Raw genomic sequence first — 25,284 nt, forward strand, 5'->3', positions numbered from 1 at the left:
GAATGGAAGATTCATGGTTACACAGACACAATTCACCGGTCGCGACGTCTTCGCCCGCACCTTCGATGCCGATACCGAGTCGCTTGCCGCAATTGCCGAAAGACTCGAGGTGCGCGGAAAGCACCCGTTCTTTACAGACGTCATCGGTCACTACATGGACGCATTGCGCCTCGGCCGCGAAGAGGCCGTATTGGAGTTGGGCTGCGGCACGGGCGTCATCCCGCGTGCACTAGCAAAGCGTACCGACGTGAAGGGACGCATCACCGCCATCGACATCAGTGCGCATCTGGTCGAAATGGGCGCACGCCTCGCAGCGGAGGAAGGCGTTGCCGGGAAAATCGATTTTCTGGTTGGCGATGCGCATTCGATCGTCGAACCACAAGACCGGTTCGACGTCGTCATCATGCACACCCTGCTAAGCCACGTGGTCGACCCAGCAACGGTGCTTCGCGAGGCTCGGCGTCTGCTCCGGCCCGGCGGGCGCGTCGTGGTTTTCGACGGCGACTTCGAGTCGCTCACATTCGCGACCGATGCACCCGATGGCGGTGCGCAAACGGATCGGCTCCTCGGCGTATCGGGACAAGCGCATGGCCGCGTGATGCGTCTGATGCCGCAGCTTCTCGGCGAAAACGGCTTTCGTCTCGAATGGTCTCGCGCCTATGTGGCGGCCGACATCGGGCGCGCCGACTTCTGGGAGTCGCTGCTTGCGACCTTTCGCACGCTGCTGCCGAAATCGGGTGTGATGTCGGTGGACGATGCGGATCACTATGCAGCCGGGCTCGAGCGCGCGTCTGCAAACGGCCGGTTTTTCGCGTCGTGCAACTTCTATACGATGATCGCGCGCATTGCCGCGTAAGGGAATAAGTTATGCATACCCAAATCAATTCGATCCGGAAAGTTCGGCGGTTGAGCCGTTGGACAATCCCCTGGGCCGCTCTAGCGATCGCACTGCTGGCGCTGACGATCCCGCGGCCGGCACTCGCGCAGGCTGCCGATGAAGAAACGGTTTCGCCTGTCATGCAGCAGACGATTCCAGAGGCGCCCTCGAAAACGATTCTTGTCGCCACTGTCACGTATGCGCCGGGCCAGGCTTCCTCGCCGCACAAGCACCCGGGGTCGATCTTCGCGTACGTCGTAGAGGGCAGCGTCGAATCGCAACTTGCGGGCACGCCGCCTAGAACCTATGGTACCGGTGAGGCGTGGTACGAACCGCCGGGCGCACATCATGTGGTGTCCCGCAACGCGAGCAAATCGCAGCCGGCGAAGTTACTGATATTCGCGGTGACATCAGGCCATGAACCCGTCAAAGAGCCGCTCGCGCGCTGAACCCGTCCATGAATTTTCAACCTTGACCGGCCGCCGCTGCACTGCGCACCCAGATGCGTTGGACCCCGCGACCAGGAGAGCAGATCGTGACAACATCGATGCAAGCAGTTCAAATTGAAAAGTTTGGTGGACCGGACGTCCTCGCGCTTCGCCAGCTTCCTGTTCCCACACCGGGCGAAGCAGAAGTCGTCGTCAAGGTGATGGCCGCGGGTGTCGGTCCGTGGGATGCGTGGATTCGCGCCGGAAACAGCGTCCTTCCGCAGCCGCTGCCTCTCACGCCCGGCTCCGACATCGCGGGCCGGGTCGTCGAGGTCGGGCGCGGCGTGACACAATTCGCGGAGGGCGACGAAGTATTCGGCGTCACCAACCTTCGATTTACCGAAGGCTACGCGCAGTATGCAAAAGCCAGGGTTGACATGATTGCGGCCAAACCCGCCGGCGTGAGTTTCGAAGAAGCCGCATCGCTGCCCGTCATAGCGGTAACCGCGTGGCAAATGCTGCATGACTTCGCAGGTATCAAGCCCGCCCAACGCGTTCTGGTGCTCGGCGGCTTCGGCAACGTCGGCGCCTTCGCCGTTCAGATCGCCCGGCTTGCCGGTGCGCATGTCGTTGCAACCGCGTCGGATGCTCAGGCGGATCATGTCCGCGCTTTCGGCGCAGACGAAATCATCGAGCGGAATATGAACCGCGTCGAAGCGTGGTCCGCCGGTTTCGACGCCGTGATCGATACGGTCGGCGGTGAGGCGCTCGAGCGATCCTATGCGCTCGTGCGGCCGGGCGGCGTTGTCGTGTCGGCAGTGCAGAAGCCCGATGCGGCCTTACTGCCGCGGCACGTGAGATCCGACTTCCTTCTGGTTCGCGTTGAAACCGGCATTCTCGAAACGCTCGGCAGCCTCGCGGCAGACCATCGACTCAAGACCCGCGTGGGCGAAGTTCTGCCGCTCGCCGAAGCGCGTCGCGCACACCAGATGATCGAAGGTGCGCCGCACAAGCCTGGCAAAATCGTTCTTGTTCCTTGAACGCGGCGAAACAGGCATAGCGGAGCAAGCGACCCTAAGCGAATACAAACGCGATACAAACGCCGCAGATCGAATCGTGCGCACGTCGATCGGAAGCATGTCATGCATGACCGGGCTTCCGTCTCTTCTGTAGCGCACCCGAACGCCGGCGCACGGATGCGACCGTCCCGCTCGAATCGCGGACAACCAGTTCCGCCGCAAACGTAACCCTCTGCGCGCCCGCATCATTGCCCGCTACCTGCGCAAGCAACGTATTCACCGCTGAACTGGCCATCTGCTGGAACGGCTGCCGTACTGTGGTGAGCGCCGGATGGAACTGCTCCGCCATCGGAATGTCGTCAAAGCCGACCACCGAGATATCGTCGGGTACGCGCAGCCCGGCTTCGCGCGCCGCGGCGATCGCGCCAAAAGCGCTTTGATCGTTGGCCGTGAAAATTGCGGTAGGCGGGTCGGCAAGATGGAGCAGCCTCGAGGCCACTTCGAAAGCCGTCATTTGCGACAGGTCGCCCGATGCAATCAACTCGGGCGCATGCGGCAGCCCATGTCGCGCGAGCGCATCGACATACCCGCGTTGGCGGTCGCGCACGCCTTCGATCGAATTCCCTCCGCCCAAGAACGCAATGCGTGAGTGTCCAAGCTCGATCAGATGCTCGACCGCAAGCTGGGCGCCGCCGTAGTTATCGACCGATACCGACGGAAACCGGTTCATCGTGCCGCGCTGATCGATCACCACGACGGGCAGATTCGCTTTCGCTAACGAATCGAGCCATAGCGATTCACGCGGCAGAATCGCAAGCAACGCATCGGAGAATTGCCGCACCAGCCCGAGCACGTCTTGATGCATGCGTCTGTCCTCATCGGACATCGTATAGATGAGCACCTCGCAGCCGGCAGCCCTAGCGGCACGGCCGGCGCCGAGTATCAGTTCGCTCGAGAACTGCGTATCGAGCGTCGGCGTGATGATGCCGATAATGCCGTTGCGCCCGCCCGATAGTTTTTGCGCCGTGCGATTGACGACGTAGCCGATATCGGACGCAATGCGCAGCACCTCGTCGCGCGTCTCGCGCGAAACGCCAGCGCGGCCGTTGAGCGCACGCGACGCGGTCATCTGCGATACGCCGGCCAGCCGCGCTACGTCTGCCAGCGTGGGATTTTCTTTGGTCATGCCGTCAGTCGCAAGCGGGTGATGAAAGATGGGACATTAAACATAGACTACGTTACCGCTAACGTTCATTCTGCATTCATTCTAAGCGAACAGATCCGAAGCGCAATCAGGGCTTTTATGGGCCGCGCGCATCTAACCAAAATCCACTGCCTACAAGGCTCTTCCCGCTTATATGCAAATCGCGTACAGCGTTCGCCGCGCGCTTGAGGGTTAACCTCATCTGGCCACCATTTGGCGACGTTACTACCATCTCTAACGTTAAGGATACCGTTAGTCGTTCCCTATTCTAACGATGGAGACTTCAAGATGGCGTATGCGGCGGTATCGAAGGCGATAGGCCTCACTGCACTCTGCTCCTTGCTGGCAATCGCAGCAGGCACGGCGGCCCACGCGCAAGACGCGAAAGTCATCACCGCGTGGGACCAGCAAACCAACGCGACATCGAGCAAGATCCTGCGCGATGCCTCTGATCGATTCGAGCAGAAAAACCCGGGCTACAAGGTCGAGAATTCGCACGTCATCAACGATGCATACAAGACCAAGCTCAAGGTTGCGTTCGGCGCCAACCAGCCGCCGTGCGTGTTCGAATCGTGGGGCGGCGGCCCGCTGCACGAATACGTCAAAGCCGGCCAGATTGTCGACCTCACGCCGTATCTGCAGAAAGACCCTGCCTATCGCGACCGCTTTCTGCCGTCGTCGTGGAAGGCCGTGACGTTCGACGGCAAGACTTATGGCGTCGCGGCGGAAAACGCGTCTGCCGCCGTGATCTTTTATAACAAGGACATCTTCCAGCAATACAGTCTCAAGCCGCCCGCAACGTGGCCCGAACTGATGCACGTCGTGCAGGTGCTGACATCGCACGGCATCGCGCCGTTCGCGCTCGCGAACAAGAACAAGTGGACGGGTTCGATGTACTACATGTACCTTGTCGACCGCATCGGCGGCCCGGACGTCGTGCGCGCCGCGCTCGACGGCGCCGGCAAGGGTTTTGACGATCCTGCCTTCGTCGAAGCCGGCAAATACATCCAGCAGCTCGTCAAGGCCGGTGCATTTGCGCAAGGCTTCAATGGTCTCGACTATGACGTCGGGGCGTCGCGCCGCCTGCTCTATTCGGGTCGTGCGGCAATGGAACTGATGGGCGGTTGGGAAGCATCGACCATTCAAAGCGAAAACCCTGCGTTCTCGAAGAAGCTCGATTTCTTCCCGTTCCCGAGCGTGCCCGGTGGCAAAGGCGATCCGCGCGACGTGATCGGCACGGTCGGCGATGGCTTTCTTAGCATCTCCACCGAATGCAAATTCCCGGATGCCGCGTTCAAACTGATCGAGTCGCTGACGGACGACGCCGCGATGCGCGCGCGCGTCGGAGACCGCAAGATTCCGCCGGTCAAGAACATCGCACTTGACGACCCGTTCCTCAAGCGCCTGCAGAACCTGATTGTCGACGCACCGAATGTTCAACTGTGGTACGACCAGGCTTTGCCGCCGCACCTCGGCGAAGTTCATAAGGACACGACGCAGGCGCTGTTTGGCCTGTCGATGACGCCCGAAGCCGCCGCGCAGCAAATGGAAAACGCCGCCAAGGCGGGCGGTTGATACCCTGCAACGGGCGACATCTGCGACAACACATTCATCATCTCAACCGGATAGCCCGGCCGGCGCCGTCATCGCATGCATCGCGGCGCCGGCCGGCAGACCTGCCGTGAACATCGTGCTCCCCGCCGTATCCGAACGCCGACGCCGGCTGCGCTTTCCCTCGCAGGCGCTCGTCGCGGCTGCGTTCCTCGCGCCCGCTGTGCTGCTGCTCGCGGTCTTCCTGCTCTATCCGCTCGTCTCTAGCCTGCGGCTTTCGCTGCTCGACTGGAATGGTCTTGGCAGCAACGCGCGCTTCGTCGGCCTTTCCAACTGGGCCCGGCTCGCGCACGACAATGTGTTCTGGCAGTCGCTCTTCAACAATGTGATTCTCGCGGTCACGTCGGTTGTCGTCGAATTGCCGATCGCACTTGCGCTCGCCGTGCTGCTCGAGAAAGCCGGTCGCGGTTCGCGCGTGCTGAAAATTCTCTATTTTCTGCCGCTGCTGATGTCGAGCGTCGCCATTGGCGTGCTGTTCAAGAACGTCTACGATCCGAACTTCGGTCCGCTCAACACCGCATTGCGCGCGCTCGGTCTCGATGCGCTTGCCCAGGACTGGCTCGGCGATCCGCATTTGTCGCTCGCGTCGACCATTGCCGTGATCTGCTGGCAGAACGTTCCGTTTTACATGATCCTGTTTCTGGCCGGACTTTCCTCGATGCCGGTAGAGGTCACCGAAGCCGCGCGTCTCGACGGCGCGTCCGAATGGGTGATCTTCTGGCGTATCAAGCTACCGCATTTGCAAGGCACTGTGCGCACCGCGGTGCTGCTCGCCGTGCTCGGCTCGCTGCGCTACTTCGACCTGATCTATGTCATGACGGGCGGCGGACCTGAAGGCTCCTCGGAGCTGATGGCCACCTATATGTATCGCACCGTGTTCAGCTCGTTTCAGCTCGGCTACGGCAGCACGATCGGCTCGGCGATGTTCATCATCGTCTGTGCGGTCGCGGCCATATCGCTGCGCTTTAGTCGCCGTTACGCGACCGAGGTCTAGACCATGAAATCGAAACCGCGTCTGGGCGTACCGCTTCTCGCGCTGATCTGGCTCGTCGTCACGACGCTGCCCTTTCTTTTCGTGGTCGCGACGAGCCTCAAAACACAGGACGAAACGTATTCGTCGCCGGTGTGGGCATTGCCCCGGCATGTCTACCTTGGCAACTATGTGGCGGTGCTCCAAGGCCCCTATTTCACCTACTTTCGTAACAGCGTGTTCGTTGTCGGCGTTTCCGTCCTGCTGATCGTATTGGCCAGCGCAATGGCGGCCTATGCATTCGCGCGCATGCGCTTTGCACTGAACAAGACGCTCTTTGCAATCGTCGTCGCGGGCATGATCGTGCCGCTGCACGCAACGCTCGTGCCGATCTATCTGCTCACACGCAACCTCGGCATCTACGATACGCCGTTCGCCTTGCTTGGCCCCTACGTCGCGTTAAGCCTGCCGATCTCGATTTTTATTCTCACCGAGTTCATGCGCCAGATTCCGCGCGAACTCGAAGAAGCCGCGCAACTGGACGGCTGCGGTCCATTCGGCATTTTCTGGCGCATTTTCTTTCCGCTGTCCACGCCAGGGCTCGCCACGGTCGCGATCTACAACGGCATCGGCCTGTGGAACGAATTCATCTTCGCGTACATGTTGACGTCGACACCCGAGCATCGCACGCTGCCGCTCGCGATATGGGATTTCCAGGGGCAATATTCATCGAATGTGCCGGCCATGCTCGCGGTCGTCACGCTCACGTCGTTGCCGCTGATCGTTGCCTATGCATTCGGTCAGGAACGCGTGATCAAAGGGATGATGGCCGGCTCGCTAAAGGGCTAAAGGGCTAAAAAGCTGAAGGCTCGACGAACCGCAACGATCACCGCGATACCCCTATTAGGAGTAAATGGATGGCGCTTCAGGACACCAGCGAGTTTCCGGTTTATCGCCGCGCACATATGCCGACCGAGGCCCGCGTCGCCGATCTGCTCGCGCGCATGACGATCGACGAAAAGATCGCACAATTGCATGCGGTCTGGCTCAAGCTTTCCGTCGACGGTCAGCATGCATGGCGCACGGAGGATTTTGCGCAACGCGACACCGGCGTGCCGCTCGACACGCTGCTGCGTCATGGCCTGGGCCAGGTGACGCGCCCGCTCGGCACGCATACCGTCGATCCACGGGAAGGCGTCAAGGCGCTCAACGCGTTGCAACGGCAGATGGTCGAGGAAACGCGTCTAGGCATCCCGGTGATGTCGCACGAGGAGTGCCTGGTCGGCCTGATGATCAAGGATGCCACGCTCTTTCCTTCGTCGCTCAACTACGCCGCAACGTGGAATGCGGCGCTGATCGGCCGCGTAGGCAAGATGATCGGCGAGCAGGCCCGCTCGATCGGCTGCCGCCAGGGACTGGCGCCCGTACTCGACGTATCGCGCGATCCACGCTGGGGCCGTACCGAAGAGACGTTTGGCGAAGACCCTTACCTCGTCGGCGTAATGGCATGCAGCTACGTAGAAGGCTTGCAGGGCGAGCGCCGCGATGTGCTCGCGACGCTCAAGCACTTTGTCGCGCATTCGGCGAGCGAGGGGGCGCGCAATCATGCGCCGGTCCACGTCGGACCACGCGAACTCAACGACATCTATATGCTGCCGTTCGAGATGGCCGTGAAGCGTGCACGCGCGGGTTCCGTGATGCCGGCCTATCACGACATCGACGGCGTGCCGTGCCATACGAACCGCGAACTGCTGCACCAGGTACTGCGTGACAAGTGGGGCTTCGAAGGATTGATCGTCGCCGACTACGTCGCCGTGAATCTGCTGTACACACATCACGGAGTCGCTCGCGACGCAGCCGACGCCGCGTCGCAATCGTTCAATGCGGGCCTCGATATCGAGTTGCCGGGTCACGAGTGCGCGCGGCACCTGAAGGAAGCACTCGCACGCGGCGACATCAGCGAAGCGACGATCGATGCGGCCGTGACGCGCGTGCTGCGTACGAAGTTCGATATCGGCCTCTTCGAACATCCGTATGCAGACCCGGACCGCGTGGACCTGCGCAGCGACGCGGCACTCGATCTCGCACACGAGGTCGCGCGCCAGTCGGCCGTGCTGCTGCGCAACGACGGCGTGCTTCCGCTGGCCAATGACGGCAAGCAGAAAATTGCAGTGCTCGGCCCAACCGCGGACGACCCGCTCGCTTTGCTGGCGGGCTACAGCTTTCCCGTGCATCTGATCGTCAGCGGCGAACAGTCGGTTGCATCGATCACGACGCCGTTGCAGGCTCTGCGCGCCATGCTTGGCGAGGCCAACGTGGTGTATCAGAAGGGCTGCTCGATCATCGAAGAGCGGCGCGCCGGAGCCCCCGTGTTTCCCGGCGACGTCGGGCTCGACACGCGTGCACCGAATGCGCGCGACGAACTGATCAGCACGGACACGTCTCGCATCGCAACCGCGGCAGCGGCCGCACGCGAGGCCGATGTCGCGATCGTATTCGTCGGCGACCTCGCGGGCCTGTTCCAGTCGGGAACGGTCGGAGAAGGTTCCGATACCGACAGTCTGGCACTGCCGGGCGTGCAGCAGGCATTGGTGGACGCTATCGTCGCCACGGGCACACCCGCCGTTGTCGTGATGACGGGTGGCCGCCCTTATAACCTTGGCGGCCAGGAAGAACATATTGCCGCGCAAATCATGGCGTTTGCGCCTGGAGAAAAAGGCGGCGAGGCGCTAGCCGAACTGTTGACGGGGCGCGCCGGCTTTAGCGGCCGTCTGCCGCTGTCGGTGCCGACTAGCGCGGGTGCCGTGCCCTACGTCTATAACCACCGTCTAAAGAGCGCGGGGACGCCGGTTGCCCGGCATTTCGGCTCGCGCTATCCGTTCGGATTCGGGCTGACGTATACGCGCTTTGCATATGGCGAGCTTGAACTGATTGCAGCCGAAGCGCCGATCGAGGATGGCACCTTTGAATTCCGCTTCAGCGTCGAAAACATCGGTGCACGAAGCGGCGATGAAGTCGTACAGGTCTATGTGCGCGACCGCCTCGCTTCGACGTCACGACCTGTAAAGGAATTGAAGGCATTTGCGCGCGTGACGATCGAGCCGCACGCGAAGGCGCTTTTACGTGTACGGCTGCCAGTCGACATGCTGAATTTCACGGATAGGCGCGGCGAGCGCATTGTCGAACCGGGCGAGTTCGATCTCATGATCGGCAGTTCGAGCCGCGACATCCATCTAAGCGCGACGCTCACGATCAAAGGCGCGGCGACGCGAACCCTTGAACGCGATTGGCGCATGATCAGCGACGTGCAGGTATGCTGAGGCGCGTGGCGTGGTGCTCCCTCGCGTCTTACACAATGCATTAGAATTCCTGACTCACCCGAACCTTGCCGCCATCATCATGACCAGAGACGAACGCTTGGACACGCTAGCCGCGGAAATGGGCTTTCCGCTCAACGAGGAAATCAAGGTAGGCGGAAAATACACGCCGGTGCTGATCGACGGCGAGATGGCTTATGTTGCCGGCCAGATCCCAAGGGTGGGCAACGAAGTTCGCTTCGTCGGAGCAGCTGGAGAGGCGATCCCGCTAGAGGATGCAAAGCGCGCGGCGGGAATATCCGCGATACGCGCGCTCGCACTGATCAGAAATGCTTGCGGCAGCCTCGATGCGATCGTTTCCGTACCGCGCATCAACGTATTCGTGCGCAGCGCACCCGACTTTACCCAGCAAAGCGAAGTGGCCGACGGCGCATCCGATGTGCTGTCGACGGTCCTCGAAAACGCCGGCGTCCATACGCGCACGTCCGTGGGCGCGTTCCAGTTGCCTAAAGGCGCAGTCGTCGAAGTGGACTTCTGCTTCAAAGTCAGCAGGTGAATTCGCGCTTGCCGGCTAGACGAGCCATCACGCTATATGCAATTGGCCCTGGCCGTTCCTTCTTTACTGGCTCGGCGTGGCATTATCAACCGCGCCCTGCTGCGCGTACGTCGACTCCCAGCCGCCGCCCAGCACCTTGCACAGCGTAATCAGATTGATATCGGCATCGGCATCGCTCTGCTCGAGATCGCTTTGCGCTTTGAGCAACTGCCGCTGTACGTTCAACACATTCAGATAATCGACCGCACCCTGCCTGTATCGCTGTTGAGCCACCGATAACGCCCGCTCGTTCAGGCTCACCACCGCTTTGAGCCGATCGCGCCGCCGTTGTTCGGCGTCGTAGGTGATCAGCGCATCGTCCACCTCGCGCCATGCCTGCAGCACCGTGCGCTTGTACACGATCGCCGCTTCCTGCTGCTGTGCCTCGCGCAGCTCCAGTGTTCCCATGAGCCGGCCACCCTCGAATATAGGCATCATGATCGAAGGGCCGACAACGAACTGCCCCGATGCCCAATTCGCAAGGCTCGACAGCTGAAGGCTTTGAAACCCTGCACTGCCATTCAGCGAAATGCGCGGATAGAAATCGGCTTTGGCCATGCCGATCGCCGCCGTCGCCGCATGCAGCTGAGCATCCGCCCTTCTGATGTCGGGCCGGCGCTGCACGAGCTCCGATGGAAAACCGATCGGTACCTGCCGAGGAAGTTCGGGCACATCGCGCGGCTCGACGAGACGTGCTTTGAGCGCACCCGGTTCCTTGGCGAGCAGTACGCCAATCGCGTTGATCGTGGTTTCCGATCGGGCCTCGAGCGCCGGAATCAGACTTTCGATCGACTCCACCTGGGCCGATGCGTTGGCGACGTCGAGATCGGTCGTCACACCATCGCGTTTGCGTATTTCCGTGAGCTGTGTCGCGTTGCGCGCAATGTCGAGATTCTGTCTGGCTATCTGGAGCAGTGCCTGCGTGTCGCGCAACTCGATGTAGTCCCGCGCGAGCTCGGCGCGTACGGACAACAGCACGGCATTGCGATCTTCATATGACGCAGCCGCAAGCGCCGTCGCCGCCTCGACGCCGCGCCGCACCCCGCCCCAGATATCGAGTTCCCACGAGGCGTCGAAGCCAAACTGGTACAGGTTATAAGCAGGCGAGCCCGATGAACCCGGCAACGGCGCCACGCCAAGCGGTGCGCCGCCGGATGCCGATTGCGGCTGACTTTGCGCCGGACTCACGCCGAGCAGCGAAAGAATGCCGTTCGGGCTTCCCCGTTCGCGGTTATACGACGCCGCCCCGTCCAGAGTTGGATATTGTGCGGCGCCCGCAATGCGCTCTCCGGCCCGGCTTTCCCGCAGGCGCGCCGATGCGGCGGCCACGTCGAGATTCGCGTCGGTCAGTTCCTGCTGCAAAGCGTTCAGCATTGGATCGTCGAAGAGCGTCCACCAATCCGGATTGAATTCCGATTCGACAGCTTTGCTCGTCGCTTGCGCCGTTTGCGCGCGGTCGAATACGTCCGGCGTATGAGCGTGCGGATGTTCGAAGTTCGGGCCGACGAGGCAGCCCGACAGCACGGAGCACAGCAATATCGCGAGCGCCGGCGTGCGGATGGAAAATTCGCTCGCGTTCATTTCTTACCCGCTTCCTCGATCGGCTTGTCGCCACCGCTCGCAACGGTCACTTCCGTCTCGACGGAGAGCCCTACGCTCAATTCCGCAGCCGCTTCCTGTTCCCGATCGATCGTGATTTTCACGGGCACGCGCTGCACGACCTTCGTGAAATTGCCCGTCGCATTATCGGGCGCGATAGGCGCAAAGCTCAAGCCCGTGGCAGGCGCAAGGCTATCGATATGCCCTTGGATGACAACGCCCGGCATGCTGTCGACCTTGATGCGCACGCGCTCGCCCGGCCGCATTCTCGTCAGCTGGTTCTCCTGAAAGTTCGCGACGACATAGGCATCGGACAACGGCACGATCGCAAGCAGCGGCGCACCGGTCGTGACAAATGCCCCAACACGCACGGAACGCCGCCCGACCTTGCCGTCGACCGGCGCGTGAATTTCCGTGTACGAAAGATTGAGCCGAGCCTGTTCGAGCACGGCTTGCGCATGAGCCAATGCACCAGCAGCCTTGTCGCGCTGCGTACGCAACACCTCCAGGTTTTGCCGGGTCGCAAGCAACGCGGCTTCATCATGCGACTGCCGCGCGAGTTGTTCAGCGAGCGTGCTCGACGCATGCTGCTGCTCCTGCGTCGTACCCGCACCCGACTGCGACAGATCCTGGTAGCGCGCGGCGTCGGCGCGCGCGAACTGGATCGCCGCATCGTCGGCGCGAAGCGTTGCTCGCGCCTGATCGACAAGCGACGGCTGCCGCGCGATCTCGGCGTCGAAGTTCGCGACCGCTGCTTTTGCCGCGGCTACATCGGCTTCGGCGCTCATCAGCGCGGCGCGAAAGTCGCGGTCGTCGATACGCACGAGCAATTGCCCGGCCTTGACGCGCTGATTGTCTTCCACCAGTACTTCCGAAATCTGCCCGGCAATACGCGGCGCCACGAGCGTGAAATCGGCCGTCACGTAGGCATCGTTGGTCGATTCCGTGCTCGAGTCCGCAAGAAGCGTCGTGCAACCCCATGCCGCGACGCCAAGCACGACCACACACATGGCAACGCGAATCGTTTTTCGAGGAAAATTCATGACAGTTGACATATATCGACGTTTCAGCGGGAAGAAGGCTGCGTAGTGCTCCACGGCGGATAGATACGCACAGGCAAAACCGGAACAAGCACAAGAAGGAAAACCGCGACACCCGCCATGAGCCGGTAGAGGTCGGCCGAGGTCAGCACCACGGCCTGTTCGTGGATCCGATGGGAGAGTTCGCCGAGACCATGCGCGGCGTCGACGCTCTCGCTCGTCACCAGCATGTTGTTGCCCACGTGGTCGACGAGCATGCTCGAGTGAAAATGCTCGCGCGCCGTACCGAAACCTTCGATCAGACCCGTTGCAACCGCCGCGGAGAAAGTTTTCAGCGAATTGAACATCGCCGAGGCAAACGGACCTTCGGTTGGCGGCAAGCCTGTCGTGACACCCATCAGAATGCACATGATCACCATCGGTTGCGCCGCGATCTGCAACGACTGCAGCCAATAGAAGTTCTCCCGCACCCAATCGGATGTGACGAAGCTGCCCATGATGCACGTGGCCGCCATCAACGAAAGACCCATGGCCATGACCCAACGGAAGTCCACGCGCCGGACGTTCAGCACGGCCGCCGTCAACGGCAGTGCAAGCAGTAGCGGAACAGCCACCAGCAACGCCAAAGGCGTTGTTTGCAGCGGTCTGTAACCATGAATTTTCGCGAGATATTGCGCAGGTATCACGGCGACGCCGGTCAACAGCACGACGGCGCCGAACAGCGTGGTCAGTCCATGCGTGAAATTCCGGCGCGACAGCAATTGCAGCCTGAAAAACGGAAGCGGGTGATACCACTCGTTGACAAGGAACGCTACGAGCAACAGCGCACCTCCATAGAGCATCACGCAGATAAAGTCCGAGTTAAGCCAGTCGAGGCGGTCCCCCTGCAAAAAGCCAATCACGAGCATTGCGATGGCCGGCAACCCGGTACAGAATCCGCTCCAGTTGAATGAGCGGAATCGATCGATTTTCAGAGGTTCCTCAGGAAGCCCGAGATGGATCGCGAAACAGCACACGACGCCTAGCGGCACGACTTGCCAGAATGCCATCCGCCAATTCACATACTCGGTCCATAAAGCCGTAAGCGGTGTACCGAGCGCGGGACCAAAGGTTGCCGTGAGCGCGTAGCCGGCAAGCCCATATAGCTTGATTTTTGGCGGCAGATAACGCAGCGCCACGATGATCAGCATCGGCGGCAGGCATCCGCCGGAAATGCCTTGCCATACACGCAACGTATAAAGCGCGGGCAGATTCGGTGCAAGCGGACACAGCACGCCAAAGAGCATCGTGGCCAGCATGGCGCCTATCGCGAATCGCTTCAGCGTGAACGTCACGCCGAACCACGGTGCAAACACCATGGCGGAAACATTGGCTGCCTCGAACAGAACCGTGAGCCAGCTGCCGTCGTCGTGCCCGATCGAGAGCGCACCGCGAATGTCCGTCATGGCCTGTGCCGTGACCTGCTGGTTCAGGATCGCCGATAGCGAAGCGAGCAGCATGCCGATCAGCCCTGTGGCAAGACGCAGCGTCAGCACCGGCTGTGCAGGCTTCGGCTGTGCCGGAGGGTCCACGGGCAGCCCGGCAGACGGCGACAACGATCGCTCGGGCATCTCGTTGTCCGTTCCAGTTTTCCATGGGTTGACGGTGGTGTTCATGAGCGTCGACGCCGCAGTGATAGCCGTTGAATTTTAGAAGAGGAAATCGAAATGATTGAAGCCGGCATGGGCCCGGTTTCAGGCCGATCTGTTCGTCAATCTGGCCAAAACCGTCTTCACGTGCGTGACAGTTGACGGGTCGGGCAGTGCCTGTTTGCCGGCCAGTATCGCGAACGGTTGCGCTATGCCGTGCGTTGCTTCTCATCGAAGTATTGCGGCGCCTCGCGACGATCGAACATCCCATACTCGCGAACGATGCGAACCTGCCGCAGACGCACTCCATCGGGCAGCGTCGCGCGGCGCGCGAATGCTTCGGCCGCGTCCAGGTCTTTCCATGTCACCACGGCGATCACATCGCCCGGCGTCAATAACGCATCGAATGCGTCCCATGCGACGAGGCCTGGCGCGCGCGGATCGAACCCTAGCGATCGCGCAACCGCTTCTGCGCCGGCCTGCCTGACCCATTCCGGCGAACGCTTCGCGTCGAGCAGCATGACCGCCTTGCCGGCTCCGGTCTCGGTCACGTCGAGTCGCTGCTCCTGCAACGTGTGACCCGCGGGAATTCGAGTATCGGCGACGACCTGGCCGATACGCAGCCGATAGTCGGCGAAGACGCGCTCGCGCGCCGCTTCCTGCACCTTGTGGTGTTTTGTCGAGACACGCCAGCGCACGAGCGATTTCTCGTCGCGCCAGCTCGACAGCGAGAGAAGCCATGCCTCTCGCGTCAGACTCGCGTAACGCGTGTTGTCGATAAAGCCGTCGGTTGCTTCGAGCTCGGGGCGAAGCATCTTTGCCATGCCGAGATAGGCGTCGAACTGCTCGGCATAGGGATTGACTTCAAGCATTGCAGCGAACATGGAACAGACTCCTTGATCTGGTTAGGTATGCTGATATCGCGTATCGCATCGCGGCTTGATTTATTGTCGGCGATGGTCGGCGATACTTAAAGCCAAAGGAGTCTGGCAATCGGGCCAATCAGTGCGCGAAATTTGCCAACGCAAATATTCGAAACTTCGATCAGGCCGCTCTTTAGATGGATTTCCAATTGGCCATCTTTATACGTTCTCGGGCCAATCGTCCGGATGCGGCACCGGCATGCATGACAGCACGCTTACAATCGATAACGGTAAATGCATGGGAAGGCTGGGTAGCGGGATGGACAGATTACGCGAGATGGAGGTGTTCGTTGCCATCGTCGATCGAAGCAGCTTCACCGGCGCGTCGGAGAAACTCGGCATGTCGGCCCCTGCGGTTTCACGCGCGCTGACCTCGCTCGAAGCGCGCCTCGGCACGCAATTGCTGACGCGAACCACGCGCTCGATCCGCCCGACGGAAGCAGGCATGTCGTACCTCGATATGTGCCGCCGCGTCCTCGATACGATCATCGATGCGGAGGCGAACATATCGGTCGACCAGAACAACCCGGTCGGCACGCTAACGGTCTCGGCTCCCGTGCTGTTCGGCCAGCGATTCATCGCACCGCTCGTCAACGCCTATGCGCGCCGCTATCCGGACCTCAACATCAACGCGGTCTACGACGATCGCACGACGCGCCTTCTCGAAGACGGCGTGGACATCGCAATCCGCATTGGTCATCTCGGAGATTCGTCGATATTCGCCGTGCCGTTGGGCTTTGTCCGGCGCCGGACGTACGCGGCTCCCGCCTATCTGGCCACGCATGGGGAACCGCTTCACCCAAGAGACCTCGCCGATCATCGATGTGTGTCTTTTACCGGTGTTACGCATCCGTTCGAATGGCTGTTCTATGAAAATGGATTGCGGGTACCGGTCCGGCTTCAGCCGAAGATGATCGTCAATCTCGCGCCCGTAGCGGTGGCGGCGGCCGTCGACGGTGCGGGAATCACGCAGCTGTTCTCGTACCAGGCGGCACCCGAGGCGCTGGAGGGAAATCTGCAGCCCGTCCTCACTGCCTTCGAACCCGAGTCGACGCCAGTCAATCTGCTCCATGTCGAGCGCCGTGGCGCGAGCGGCAAGGTTCGCACCTTCGTCGAGTTCGTTACCGAGACATTGCGTAGAAATGTGCACCTTCAGTACGCGGGCAATGCGGACCCTATCGATGGCGCTGCCAGCGATTCTGCCGTCGCAACGCCCGTTACAACCCGCCGCAAGGTCGCAAAGCGCGCAAAGAAGGAAGCCGGCGTCGCTACGCAATAGCAGAATGCGTGGACGCAGCCGCGAGCTGAAGCTCGCGATAAGCGCTAACGAGCGCGTCGAGGCTGAATGCGCGGTTCAGGCCGCTAGGATTCGGCAATACCCAGACACGCGCACCGCCGAATGCAGCCGATTGCAAGCCCCATTGAATGTCACGCGTGCCGGACATGGCAGAAAACGCCATTTTCCCGAGAAACGCGATGTATCTCGGCGCATACCGTCCGATCTTCTGTTCGAAGTCGAGCGTAGCTGCTTTGATCTCGGCTAGCGAGAGATCATTCGCGCGGGCCGTTGCACGCGAAATTGCAGTTGTCAGGCCATAACCGTATTGCAGCAAGGTACGGTCGTCTTCAGGACGAAACTGTTCCGGCGTAAAGCCTGCGCGATGCATGACGCGCCAGAAGCGGTTGCTGTGGCCTGCGAAGTGGCGGCCCGTCGACGCCGCCAGCAAGCCCGGGTTGATCCCGCAAAAAACGACCGATAAGCCGGGCGCAAGAATATCCGGAAGACTTTGAAGAGAAATGGAGGAAGACATCGATCTGGACTTTTCTCCCGAACTTAAGCCATTTCTTCTTCGAGGTTCGACACGACTCGCTCGCCGGCGCTGTTGCAAGTCCACGGCTGTCGATCCTCGGCATCGCCACGGAATCGCTGCCGATATTGCCTGGGCGTCACGTCAAGCCGCCGCGCAAATGTCGTGCGCATATGCGTCGCACTATGAAAGCCGCATTTGAACGCGACCGTCTTGAGCGGAGCATCCGTTTCTTCAAGCATCTTTCTCGCGGCATCCACGCGCACCTGTTCGACAAATGCGGACGGCGTGACCTTCGCGTATTTCGCAAAGAGCCGCGAGAACGTACGCCGGCTCACGGAAACGGCCTTCGCCAGCTGTTCGATCGATAGCGTATCGGCCAGATGCTCGGTCACATACCGGTGCACCTTGCCGATGATCGGATCCTGGCCTTTGCGTATGCCAATGTATGGGCTGTACTGAGATTGCCCGCCTTCTCTCTGGATATAGACGACAAGGCGTTTTGCCACGCGCACCGCGATCTCGTGGCCGCAGTCTTCGGCCACGAGCGACAGACACAGATCGATGCCCGCCGTGACGCCGGCCGACGTGAACAGACGCCCATCACGCGTGAATATACGGTCGGGCTGCACGTGCGCGTGCGGAAAGTCGTCGGCGAGACGCGCTGCTTCAGCCCAGTGCGTGGTCGCTTGCTTGCCGTCGAGCAGGCCGGCGCGGCCGAGCACGAACGCGCCGTTGCAGACGGAGCCATATCGCGCGGCGCCGCGCGCCTGACTTTGCAGCCACGCCAGCAATTCGGGCCGTGGCCGGTAATCGGGCAGCCTGGGGCCGCCCGCGACGATAAGCAGATCTGCCTGAATGTCGAAATCCGCGTAGCCAAAGGGTACCGACAGTTGCATGCCGTTTGCGCTGGTGACATAGCCGGCCTGCGCGCCGACGAGCGCAACCTGATATTTCCGATGTTCAGGAAGAAGCGTATTGGCTTCGGCAAACACGTCCATGGGGCCTGCGACGTCTAGCGCTTGCACACCATCGAACACAACAATGGCGACTTTCATTGATCTGACCTTCTTCAAGTACAGCGAACTCTTTTGGGTACCGCGGCTCATCGTCCGATCGCTCTATTTCGATTCATCGCGATATGCCGTGTAGCGAGCGATGGCCCAGATTACCTCAATGCCTGCATAACTAGCACACCCGTTCCGTTAACTGACTCTTGCGTCGATGTAACAAGTGAGAAGCGCCGCGCAATGTTGCGATGCATCGCGAACGCGAATGCGGGCCTTGGATCGTCGTGTCCTGGAAGCCGCCCATTTTGGCCAGCGAAGCGCCTCGACGGAACGCCACGCAGTTTCGATCGTTGGCAGAATTATCGTCACCAAACCCTCGCAATTCTTCCGGAAGCACATCAACGAGATGTCAGATGGACCGGCTATACGGAGAACCGCCGAAACAGCCGTCCATAAGCTGGTGCCGAACATACGCTGTTCCCGAGTTGAAAGGGATATCAACCTTTGAGCCCGGCGCCGAAACGATCGGCGCCCTTTCCGTACGCGTTTGCGTGCGAGTTTCAGTGCGAGATTCAGCCGTGAACCAGAACCCGAACGTCGCCCCACATGCCATGCCGACATCGCCGGAAGCCGGCAGATCCATGTCGGGCGCCGACATCATCCTGCGCGTGCTTAGCGAACAGGGAGTCGACACCGTATTCGGCTATAGCGGCGGCGCGATCCTCCCGACCTACGACGCCGTGTTTCGCTTCAACGAAATGGTTGAACAACGCCCTGAACGCCAGATCAAGCTCGTCGTGCCGGCTAACGAACAGGCCGCGGGCTTTATGGCCGCCGGGTATGCACGCGCAAGCGGAAAGGTCGGCGTGTTCATGGTCACGTCGGGGCCTGGTGCAACGAATGCGCTGACGCCGATCGCGGATTGCAACGGCGATTCGGTGCCCGTCGTGCTGATTTGCGGACAGGTGCCGCGTGCCGCGATCGGGTCCGATGCGTTCCAGGAGGCGCCCGTCTTCAACATCATGTCGGCGTGCGCAAAGCAGGTCTTTCTGGTGACGGACCCGGCCAAACTCGAGGAGACGCTAAGAACTGCATTCGACATCGCGCGAACCGGCCGACCGGGCCCTGTCGTGGTCGACGTGCCGAAGGACATCCAGAACTGGCAAGGAACCTATAAAGGCCACGGCACCTTGCATTTTCGCGGCTACTCCGACCGCCTGCGCATGGTGGCGCGGGGCGCCCGGCTCAAACCGGGCAAACGCGCGGAATTCTTCGAGCTTCTTGCACAAAGCGAACGGCCGTTGCTGTATGTAGGCGGAGGCGTGATTGCGGCAGGTGCCGCCGCCGAACTGCGCGAGTTTGCCGAGCGCTACAAGATTCCTGTCGTCACCACGCTGATGGCGCTCGGCGCGTTGCCGACCAGACATCCGCTTCGCCTCGGCATGCTTGGCATGCACGGCGCCGCCTGCGCGAACTATGCGGTTGAAGATTGCGACTTCCTGATCGCAGTCGGCGCGCGATTCGACGATCGCGTGGCCGGCGGACGTCCTCACGCGTTCGCGCCTCGCGCGCGGCACGTTGCGCATATCGATATCGACGCAGCGGAGATCAACAAGATCAAGCGCGCGGACTGGGCGCATGTCGGCGATGCCAGAGATACCTTGCTGTCTCTGATGGAAGAAAGCCCTGCCGTACGGTCGCCTGTAGCGTGGCTCGAGCATATCGCCGAACTGAAGCTCACATATGGCATGAACTACGACCGCAACAGCGCGCTCATTCAACCGCAGTTCGTCGTCGAGAAGCTTGGCGAAATGACCGGCGGGCGCGCGATCGTCACCACGGGTGTCGGTCAGCATCAGATGTGGGCCGCGCAATATTTCGACTTCATCGAGCCGCGAAGCTTCCTGACGTCGGGCAGCATGGGGACGATGGGTTTCGGGCTGCCGGCAGCCATCGGTGCGCAATTCGCGCGACCGGACGCGCTCGTGATCGACATCGATGGCGACGGCAGCATCCGCATGAATGCCGGCGACCTCGAAACAGCCACCACGTACGGCGTGCCCATCAAGGTTCTGCTGCTCAACAATCTCGGCGACGGGATGATCCGGCAGTGGCAGCGCCTCTTCTACGAAAGTCGCTTTTGCGTCAGCGACAAGGCGCTGCATAGCAAAGACTTTGTCATGTCGGCAAAAGCCGATGGCTTCGCCTTTGCGCGCCGCGTCGAAACAATCGGAGAGCTCGAAGGGAGTCTCCGGGCATTCGTCGAATTCGACGGGCCTGCGTTTCTCGAAGTGATGATCGATCAGAATGCCGATGTCTTCCCGATGGTCGGGCCTGGCCAGAGCTACCCGCAGATGGTCACAGGACCGTTCATCCCATCGAGGCCGCTGCTCGAGAGGGCGCCGCACGAGGCCGGGCGCCGGCAGACCGCCTCGGACATGTTCTAACCAGGCGGTGCCCCATGATCGACGTAGACAGAATTCACAAGGTACTGGCGCATCCGTTGCGGCGCGAGATTCTGATGTGGTTGAAAAGCCCAGGCCTGCATTTCCCGCAGAATCGCTCTCGTCATCCGGATAGCGTCTCGATCGGCACGATCCACGCGCGCACGAAGCTGTCGCAATCGACGGTTTCCGCGCATCTTGCGATGCTGACGCAAGCCGGCCTCCTGAGAATGCATCGTGTCGGGCAATGGGTGTATGTATCCCGCGACGAGGAGACGATCCGGCGATTCGTCGCACAGCTCGCGAATGAGCTCGAGTAGCGTAATCGCGTGCGGAGTACGCGTGTGATCCCGCTTTGGCGCGCCGCTTTGGCGTACGCTAGCCCGACGATGACGCCGCAGCGGCCGCCCTGCCGCGCAGCCAGTTCATCGCCGTGAAAAGCAGCGTCGCAAACACGATCAGCACGGTCGCCACCGCGAGAATCGACGGGTTGATCTGGTCGCGAATGCCACTCCACATCTGCCTCGGCACCGTGCGTTGGTCGGGGCCGCCGATAAACAGAATGACGATCACCTCATCGAACGAAGTGGCGAATGCAAACACACTGCCCGTCGCGACGGCCGGCGCGATCAGCGGCAATGTGACGCGGCGGAACGTCGTCCATGGGCGCGCTCCGAGCCCGGACGCGGCGCGCAGCAGGCTTTGGTCGAACGAAAGCAGCGAGGCGGTCACCGTGATCACGACAAACGGCGTGCCGAGCGCTGCGTGCGCGAGGATCACGCCCAGATATGAATTCACGAGGCCGAGCGGCGCGAAGATCAGATAAAAGCCGGCTGCGACCACGACGATCGGGATGATCATCGGCGAGATCAGCATCGGCATGATGATCGCGCGAAACGGAAACACCGAACGGCTCAAGCCTAGCGCCGCGAGCGTGCCGAGGCAGGTCGCGATCAGTGTCGCAACCGCGCCGATGCCGATGCTGTTCGCGAATGCCAGTTGCCAGTCATGCGAGCCGAACGCCTGCGCATACCAACGCAGCGAAAAGCCCTCCATCGGATATGAAAAGAACGAACCCGAATTGAACGACAGCGGCACGATCGCAAGAATCGGCGCGACGAGAAACAGGAAGATCACGGCGCAATGCACGCGCAGCCATCCGCTTGCAATTCGCTCCGACAGCATCCGGTTACCCTGGGCTTGCATGCTGGCCTCCGTTAGCCGAATCGCAACCGGTCGATGCCGACCAGCCGGTTGAACACGAAATAGAACACGGCCGTGAAGATCACGAGGTAGCACGACAGCGCGCCCGCAAGCCCCCAGTTCAACAGTTCGTTCGTTTGCATCGCGATCAGTTGGCTGATCATTTCGTCGCCGGCGCCGCCAAGCAGTGCGGGCGTGATGTAGTAGCCGAGCGCGAGCACGAAGACCAGAAAACATCCCGCGCCGACACCGGGCAGCGTCTGCGGAACATAGACACGCACGAAAGCGACGGCCGGATGCGCGCCGAGCGACTGCGCAGCGCGCACATACACCGGCGATACGCCTTTCATCACCGAATAGATGGCGAGAATCATATAAGGCAGCAGGATGTGCGTCATGCCGATCAGCACGCCCGTACGGTTGAAGATCAGCGACAACGGATGGTGCACGATGCCGAGGTTCATCAGCGCGGCGTTGATCACACCCCCGGGTTGCAACAGCACATACCATGCGGTCGTACGCACGAGCAGCGACGTCCAGAACGGCACGATCACGAACAGCATCAGGCGGTTGCTTTGCCTCGGCGGCAGCGTTGCAAGCAGATACGCGACCGGATAACCGAGCAGCAGGCATAGCAGCGTAACCGTCGCGCTGATCTGCACCGTGCGCAGGAACGCGGCGCGATAGACCGCGCTATCGGCAGGTACCTCGCCGACCGATCCGTCGGACGCCACCTGCGCGTCGACGGCATTGAGCAGATAGTCGGGCGTCGGCGAGGCGGCCGCGCGCTTCAATAGACGCCACGTCTGGTTCTCGCCCCAGCGCGAATCGATATCGATCAGCGCAGGCTTCCATGCGGCCGGTGTTTGCGAGCGCGTCTCGCGCGCGGTCTTCATCAGCAGGCTGCGGAATTCCGGTTGATAGAAGTTCATCCGGCGCGCGACATTGCCGAGGTCGCCCGTTTCCGCAGCCTGTTTGAGCCCTTGCGCAAGCGCGGAAAATGCCGCTTCGCCGGGCACGCCGTTACCGTCCCATGCATGCAGGACCGCCGTCAGTTGCGGCATGCTGTCGCGCACTTCGGGGTTTTGCACGCTGCGGGCCAGCAGGCTTGCGATCGGCGCGACGAACGTCGCAAGCAGGAACACGAGCAGCGGCAACGCGAGCAGCAGCGCCTGCGCGGCTGCTTTGCGGCGCGCGCGGCGCCACGCAGGACGGTTGCCGCTGCTGCCGGTGCCTGCGCCGGCGTCGAGGGATGCCGGCGGATGCAATGTCGTGTTCATCGTTGCGCCTGTCTGCTCGATACTGATGTGATAGCTGTATTACTGGGTAAGCCACACCTGGAAGCGCTTGTTGATCGCATCCGCGTTGTCGGCCCAGAACGTCGCGTTGATCTGCAGCGGACGCTTGAAGTTGGCCGGCGCGGTCGGCAGGTCAGCGAGGCGTTTCTTGTCGATCAGCGGAATTGCGTCCTTGCGCGGCGGCGCGTACGCGATGTACTTCGACAGATCGGCGTACGCTTGCGGCGTCGATGCCGCAACGATGAACTTCGTGGCATCGGCCGCATGCTTCGCGCCTGCGGGAATACCCCACCACTCGTAATCGTAAACCTGGGCATCCCAAACGATCTTGAACGGCTTGTTGTCCTTGTGCATCGCGTCGTCGATGCGCCCGTTGTACGCCTGCGTCATCACCACCGCGCCGTCGGCGAGCAGCTGCGGCGCCTGCGCACCGGCGTCCCACCACACGATGCTCGACTTGATCGTATCGAGCTTCTTGAACGCACGATCGACGCCGGCCGGCGTACCGAGCACCTTATAGACATCCTTCGGCGCGACGCCGTCGGCAATCAACGCCCATTCCATCGCGACCTTCGGCGATTTGCGCATGCCGCGTTTGCCCGGGAATTTCTTCAGATCGAAGAAATCGTTGATCGTGGTCGGCGGCGTAGTCAGCTTCGTCGTGTCGTAGGCGTAAACCGTCGACCACACCATGGCCGATACCGCGCAATCGCTGATCGAGCCCGGCAGAAAATCGCTCGTATTGCCGAGCAGCTTGCGGTCGAACTTCTGCAGCAGACCTTCGTCGCACGCGGTGATCGCATCATTCGTCTCGAGGTCGATCAGATCCCACGTGGGGTTCTTGGCCTGCTCCATCGCGTTCAGTTTCGCGAGGCCGCCGTCATACGATTCGAGCGAGAAATTCACGCCGGTCTTCGCGGTGAACGGCTCGAACCAGGCCTTCTTTGCAGCGGTTTCGTACGCGCCGCCGAATGTAACGACCGACAGCGTGTCGGCGGCGTGCGCGGCGCCAGAAAGGATCGAGAAAACGGCGACGGCGGCCAGAACGGCGCCGCGCGGGAAGCGGGAACGGGTAGCGTGCATTTTAGTTGGCTCCTGCGATAAGTGGCGATGCGGACGATGAAGGTGAAAACGCTGCGTCGTCGTCGGTCGTTACCGCGACGCGCGCAGAAAGTGCGGGTAGTACCTTGCAGTCGTCGCGGCGCCACGTCACGGCCGCGGTATGACCGAGCGCAGGCAGATCGTGGTGCTGCGTATTCGGCACCTTCACGATCACGCTCTCGCCATGAGCCAGTTTCAGATGCACGCGATGGTGGTCGCCGCAATAGACGAGTTCTTGCACCAGTGCATGGACGACGTTGAATTCTTCGTTTTCGCTGCGCGCGGCGCCGCCCGGCGCCGCGTCTGCTGCCGCGGCAATGTGGGCGCGTTCGGGCCGCAGCGCGAGCATCGCTTCGCCACCATCGCGCAGGCCAGCGCCCGCGCGGCCGCTGATCGGCGTGCCGTCGGCGAGGCGCAGCGTGGCCCACTCGCCGCTATTCGTCACGACGCGGCCGGTGAGGCCATTGTTTTCACCGACGAAGTTCGCAACGAATGCATTCGCGGCGTTTTCATAGAGTTCGGTCGGCGTCGCCGCCTGCTGGATGCGTCCATCGGAAAAAACCGCGACGCGATCCGACATCGTCAGCGCTTCGTTCTGGTCATGTGTGACGTAGACAATCGTCAAAGACAGTTCACGATGCAGCCGCATGATTTCGTATTGCATGCTTTCGCGCAGACGCTTGTCGAGCGCGCCGAGCGGCTCATCCATCAGCACCACGCTCGGCTCGAACACCAGCGCGCGCGCAAGCGCGACTCGCTGCTGCTGGCCGCCCGACAATTGCGCAGGACGCCTGCCCGCAAGATGCGGCAGTTCGACCATCTCGAGCGCCCGCGCCACGCGCGCCTTCTGTTCGCTGCGGCCGATCCTGCGCACCGATAGCGGAAACGCGACGTTTTCAGCGATCGTCATATGCGGGAACAGCGCGTAGTTCTGAAACACCATGCCGATATCGCGCTGATGCGCCGGCTTGTCGTCGAGCCGTTTGCCGTTCAGGCGAATCTCGCCGCGCGTCGGCGATTCGAAGCCCGCAAGCATCATCAGCGTCGTCGTCTTGCCCGAACCGGACGGGCCCAACAGCGACACGAATTCGCCGCGCGCAACGTCGAGATCGAGCCCTTCGACGACGCTGTGAACACCGTCGTAAGACTTGCTGACCCCGGTGAACGAAATAAACGGTTGACTGGACATGGTCGTTTGATCATCCATTG

Annotated in this window: 22 protein-coding genes; 11 read left to right on the forward strand and 11 right to left on the reverse strand. The window is 61.4% G+C overall.

Translation table 11 applies throughout. From position 1 onward, the window contains the following. Positions 1-13 precede the first annotated feature (13 nt). From BTO02_RS21610 to BTO02_RS21620, 3 genes are all read left to right on the forward strand, one after another. Positions 14-856, forward strand: coding sequence for a methyltransferase domain-containing protein (locus BTO02_RS21610; protein WP_075159297.1), 843 nt, complete (start codon positions 14-16; stop codon positions 854-856). Between the two features lie 50 nt (positions 857-906). After that, complete coding sequence (locus BTO02_RS21615) at positions 907-1,326, forward strand: cupin domain-containing protein (protein ID WP_442953477.1); 420 nt, start codon at positions 907-909, stop codon at positions 1,324-1,326. Positions 1,327-1,424: 98 nt separating this feature from the next. Then, entirely contained in the window at positions 1,425-2,345 is a 921-nt protein-coding gene (locus tag BTO02_RS21620) for an NADP-dependent oxidoreductase (protein ID WP_075159299.1), read from the forward strand. Between the two features lie 100 nt (positions 2,346-2,445). Here BTO02_RS21620 and BTO02_RS21625 read toward each other — a convergent pair whose 3' ends face one another. Further along, positions 2,446-3,510: a LacI family DNA-binding transcriptional regulator gene (locus BTO02_RS21625; RefSeq protein WP_075159300.1), complete on the reverse strand. Its 1,065-nt coding sequence runs from the start codon at positions 3,508-3,510 to the stop codon at positions 2,446-2,448. 306 nt (positions 3,511-3,816) lie between these two features. Between BTO02_RS21625 and BTO02_RS21630 the strand changes: the two genes are divergently transcribed. From BTO02_RS21630 to BTO02_RS21650, 5 genes are all read left to right on the forward strand, one after another. Further along, entirely contained in the window at positions 3,817-5,103 is a 1,287-nt protein-coding gene (locus BTO02_RS21630; RefSeq protein WP_075159301.1) for an extracellular solute-binding protein, read from the forward strand. Between the two features lie 106 nt (positions 5,104-5,209). Continuing rightward, positions 5,210-6,133, forward strand: a complete 924-nt coding sequence (locus BTO02_RS21635; protein ID WP_198039305.1) for a carbohydrate ABC transporter permease — start codon at positions 5,210-5,212, stop codon at positions 6,131-6,133. 3 nt (positions 6,134-6,136) lie between these two features. Continuing rightward, complete coding sequence (locus BTO02_RS21640) at positions 6,137-6,958, forward strand: carbohydrate ABC transporter permease (RefSeq protein WP_075159302.1); 822 nt, start codon at positions 6,137-6,139, stop codon at positions 6,956-6,958. Between the two features lie 68 nt (positions 6,959-7,026). Further along, a complete protein-coding gene (locus BTO02_RS21645) occupies positions 7,027-9,429 on the forward strand; it encodes a glycoside hydrolase family 3 N-terminal domain-containing protein (protein ID WP_075159303.1) in 2,403 nt (800 codons plus the stop codon). Between the two features lie 79 nt (positions 9,430-9,508). Continuing rightward, on the forward strand, positions 9,509-9,982 hold the full coding sequence (locus BTO02_RS21650; protein WP_075159304.1) for a RidA family protein: 474 nt from the start codon (positions 9,509-9,511) through the stop codon (positions 9,980-9,982). 63 nt (positions 9,983-10,045) lie between these two features. On the opposite strand, the gene BTO02_RS21655 is transcribed toward BTO02_RS21650, so the two are convergent. From BTO02_RS21655 to BTO02_RS21670, 4 genes are all read right to left on the reverse strand, one after another. After that, entirely contained in the window at positions 10,046-11,602 is a 1,557-nt protein-coding gene (locus BTO02_RS21655) for an efflux transporter outer membrane subunit (RefSeq protein ID WP_075159305.1), read from the reverse strand. After that, positions 11,599-12,663, reverse strand: coding sequence for an HlyD family secretion protein (locus BTO02_RS21660; RefSeq protein ID WP_442953478.1), 1,065 nt, complete (start codon positions 12,661-12,663; stop codon positions 11,599-11,601). The genes BTO02_RS21655 and BTO02_RS21660 overlap by 4 nt, the downstream gene beginning before the upstream one ends. 23 nt (positions 12,664-12,686) lie before the next feature. Then, positions 12,687-14,270 carry an MFS transporter gene (locus tag BTO02_RS21665; protein WP_075161256.1) on the reverse strand — a complete coding sequence of 528 codons (1,584 nt, stop codon included), beginning with the start codon at positions 14,268-14,270 and terminating at the stop codon, positions 12,687-12,689. A gap of 227 nt (positions 14,271-14,497) precedes the next feature. Then, on the reverse strand, positions 14,498-15,172 hold the full coding sequence (locus BTO02_RS21670) for an antibiotic biosynthesis monooxygenase family protein (protein ID WP_075159307.1): 675 nt from the start codon (positions 15,170-15,172) through the stop codon (positions 14,498-14,500). Positions 15,173-15,470: 298 nt separating this feature from the next. Between BTO02_RS21670 and BTO02_RS21675 the strand changes: the two genes are divergently transcribed. Beyond that, a complete protein-coding gene (locus tag BTO02_RS21675) occupies positions 15,471-16,490 on the forward strand; it encodes a LysR family transcriptional regulator (RefSeq protein WP_075159308.1) in 1,020 nt (339 codons plus the stop codon). Here BTO02_RS21675 and mug read toward each other — a convergent pair. Together mug and BTO02_RS21685 are read right to left on the reverse strand one after the other, a co-directional pair. Next, a complete protein-coding gene (gene mug, locus BTO02_RS21680) occupies positions 16,480-17,022 on the reverse strand; it encodes a G/U mismatch-specific DNA glycosylase (RefSeq protein ID WP_075159309.1) in 543 nt (180 codons plus the stop codon). The genes BTO02_RS21675 and mug overlap by 11 nt on opposite strands. A 23-nt stretch (positions 17,023-17,045) precedes the next feature. After that, the gene (locus BTO02_RS21685) at positions 17,046-18,077 is read right to left on the reverse strand and encodes a GlxA family transcriptional regulator (RefSeq protein ID WP_075159310.1); all 1,032 of its coding nucleotides are present in this window, start codon (positions 18,075-18,077) and stop codon (positions 17,046-17,048) included. Between the two features lie 593 nt (positions 18,078-18,670). On the opposite strand from BTO02_RS21685, the gene ilvB reads away from it, so the two are divergent. Both ilvB and BTO02_RS21695 read left to right on the forward strand, forming a co-directional pair. Then, a complete protein-coding gene (gene ilvB, locus BTO02_RS21690) occupies positions 18,671-20,476 on the forward strand; it encodes a biosynthetic-type acetolactate synthase large subunit (protein WP_075159311.1) in 1,806 nt (601 codons plus the stop codon). 14 nt (positions 20,477-20,490) lie between these two features. Beyond that, positions 20,491-20,793, forward strand: coding sequence for an ArsR/SmtB family transcription factor (locus tag BTO02_RS21695; RefSeq protein WP_075159312.1), 303 nt, complete (start codon positions 20,491-20,493; stop codon positions 20,791-20,793). A gap of 58 nt (positions 20,794-20,851) precedes the next feature. Here BTO02_RS21695 and BTO02_RS21700 read toward each other — a convergent pair whose 3' ends face one another. From BTO02_RS21700 to BTO02_RS21715, 4 genes are read right to left on the reverse strand one after another with little or no spacing between them, the layout of a single operon-like run. Continuing rightward, entirely contained in the window at positions 20,852-21,679 is an 828-nt protein-coding gene (locus BTO02_RS21700; protein ID WP_075159313.1) for an ABC transporter permease, read from the reverse strand. Positions 21,680-21,690: 11 nt separating this feature from the next. Beyond that, the gene (locus BTO02_RS21705) at positions 21,691-22,956 is read right to left on the reverse strand and encodes an ABC transporter permease (RefSeq protein WP_075159314.1); all 1,266 of its coding nucleotides are present in this window, start codon (positions 22,954-22,956) and stop codon (positions 21,691-21,693) included. A 39-nt stretch (positions 22,957-22,995) separates the two neighbouring features. Further along, entirely contained in the window at positions 22,996-24,057 is a 1,062-nt protein-coding gene (locus tag BTO02_RS21710; protein WP_075159315.1) for an ABC transporter substrate-binding protein, read from the reverse strand. Between the two features lies 1 nt (position 24,058). Continuing rightward, the gene (locus tag BTO02_RS21715; RefSeq protein WP_075161257.1) at positions 24,059-25,264 is read right to left on the reverse strand and encodes an ABC transporter ATP-binding protein; all 1,206 of its coding nucleotides are present in this window, start codon (positions 25,262-25,264) and stop codon (positions 24,059-24,061) included. Positions 25,265-25,284 lie beyond the last annotated feature (20 nt).

Source organism: Paraburkholderia sp. SOS3 (assembly GCF_001922345.1).
In the GTDB taxonomy this organism is placed as follows: domain Bacteria; phylum Pseudomonadota; class Gammaproteobacteria; order Burkholderiales; family Burkholderiaceae; genus Paraburkholderia.

What these genes read in the sequence shown, in the direction of transcription:
- BTO02_RS21610 (WP_075159297.1), top strand. Translation starts at nt 14, where the DNA reads ATGGTTACACAGACACAATTCACCGGTCGCGACGTCTTCGCCCGCACC.
- BTO02_RS21620 (WP_075159299.1), top strand. Translation starts at nt 1,425, where the DNA reads ATGCAAGCAGTTCAAATTGAAAAGTTTGGTGGACCGGACGTCCTCGCG.
- BTO02_RS21625 (WP_075159300.1), bottom strand. Translation starts at nt 3,510, where the DNA reads ATGACCAAAGAAAATCCCACGCTGGCAGACGTAGCGCGGCTGGCCGGC.
- BTO02_RS21630 (WP_075159301.1), top strand. Translation starts at nt 3,817, where the DNA reads ATGGCGTATGCGGCGGTATCGAAGGCGATAGGCCTCACTGCACTCTGC.
- BTO02_RS21640 (WP_075159302.1), top strand. Translation starts at nt 6,137, where the DNA reads ATGAAATCGAAACCGCGTCTGGGCGTACCGCTTCTCGCGCTGATCTGG.
- BTO02_RS21645 (WP_075159303.1), top strand. Translation starts at nt 7,027, where the DNA reads ATGGCGCTTCAGGACACCAGCGAGTTTCCGGTTTATCGCCGCGCACAT.
- BTO02_RS21650 (WP_075159304.1), top strand. Translation starts at nt 9,509, where the DNA reads ATGACCAGAGACGAACGCTTGGACACGCTAGCCGCGGAAATGGGCTTT.
- BTO02_RS21655 (WP_075159305.1), bottom strand. Translation starts at nt 11,602, where the DNA reads ATGAACGCGAGCGAATTTTCCATCCGCACGCCGGCGCTCGCGATATTG.
- BTO02_RS21660 (WP_442953478.1), bottom strand. Translation starts at nt 12,663, where the DNA reads ATGAATTTTCCTCGAAAAACGATTCGCGTTGCCATGTGTGTGGTCGTG.
- BTO02_RS21665 (WP_075161256.1), bottom strand. Translation starts at nt 14,270, where the DNA reads ATGCCCGAGCGATCGTTGTCGCCGTCTGCCGGGCTGCCCGTGGACCCT.
- BTO02_RS21670 (WP_075159307.1), bottom strand. Translation starts at nt 15,172, where the DNA reads ATGTTCGCTGCAATGCTTGAAGTCAATCCCTATGCCGAGCAGTTCGAC.
- BTO02_RS21675 (WP_075159308.1), top strand. Translation starts at nt 15,471, where the DNA reads ATGGACAGATTACGCGAGATGGAGGTGTTCGTTGCCATCGTCGATCGA.
- mug (WP_075159309.1), bottom strand. Translation starts at nt 17,022, where the DNA reads ATGTCTTCCTCCATTTCTCTTCAAAGTCTTCCGGATATTCTTGCGCCC.
- BTO02_RS21685 (WP_075159310.1), bottom strand. Translation starts at nt 18,077, where the DNA reads ATGAAAGTCGCCATTGTTGTGTTCGATGGTGTGCAAGCGCTAGACGTC.
- ilvB (WP_075159311.1), top strand. Translation starts at nt 18,671, where the DNA reads ATGTCGGGCGCCGACATCATCCTGCGCGTGCTTAGCGAACAGGGAGTC.
- BTO02_RS21695 (WP_075159312.1), top strand. Translation starts at nt 20,491, where the DNA reads ATGATCGACGTAGACAGAATTCACAAGGTACTGGCGCATCCGTTGCGG.
- BTO02_RS21700 (WP_075159313.1), bottom strand. Translation starts at nt 21,679, where the DNA reads ATGCAAGCCCAGGGTAACCGGATGCTGTCGGAGCGAATTGCAAGCGGA.
- BTO02_RS21705 (WP_075159314.1), bottom strand. Translation starts at nt 22,956, where the DNA reads ATGAACACGACATTGCATCCGCCGGCATCCCTCGACGCCGGCGCAGGC.
- BTO02_RS21710 (WP_075159315.1), bottom strand. Translation starts at nt 24,057, where the DNA reads ATGCACGCTACCCGTTCCCGCTTCCCGCGCGGCGCCGTTCTGGCCGCC.
- BTO02_RS21715 (WP_075161257.1), bottom strand. Translation starts at nt 25,264, where the DNA reads ATGTCCAGTCAACCGTTTATTTCGTTCACCGGGGTCAGCAAGTCTTAC.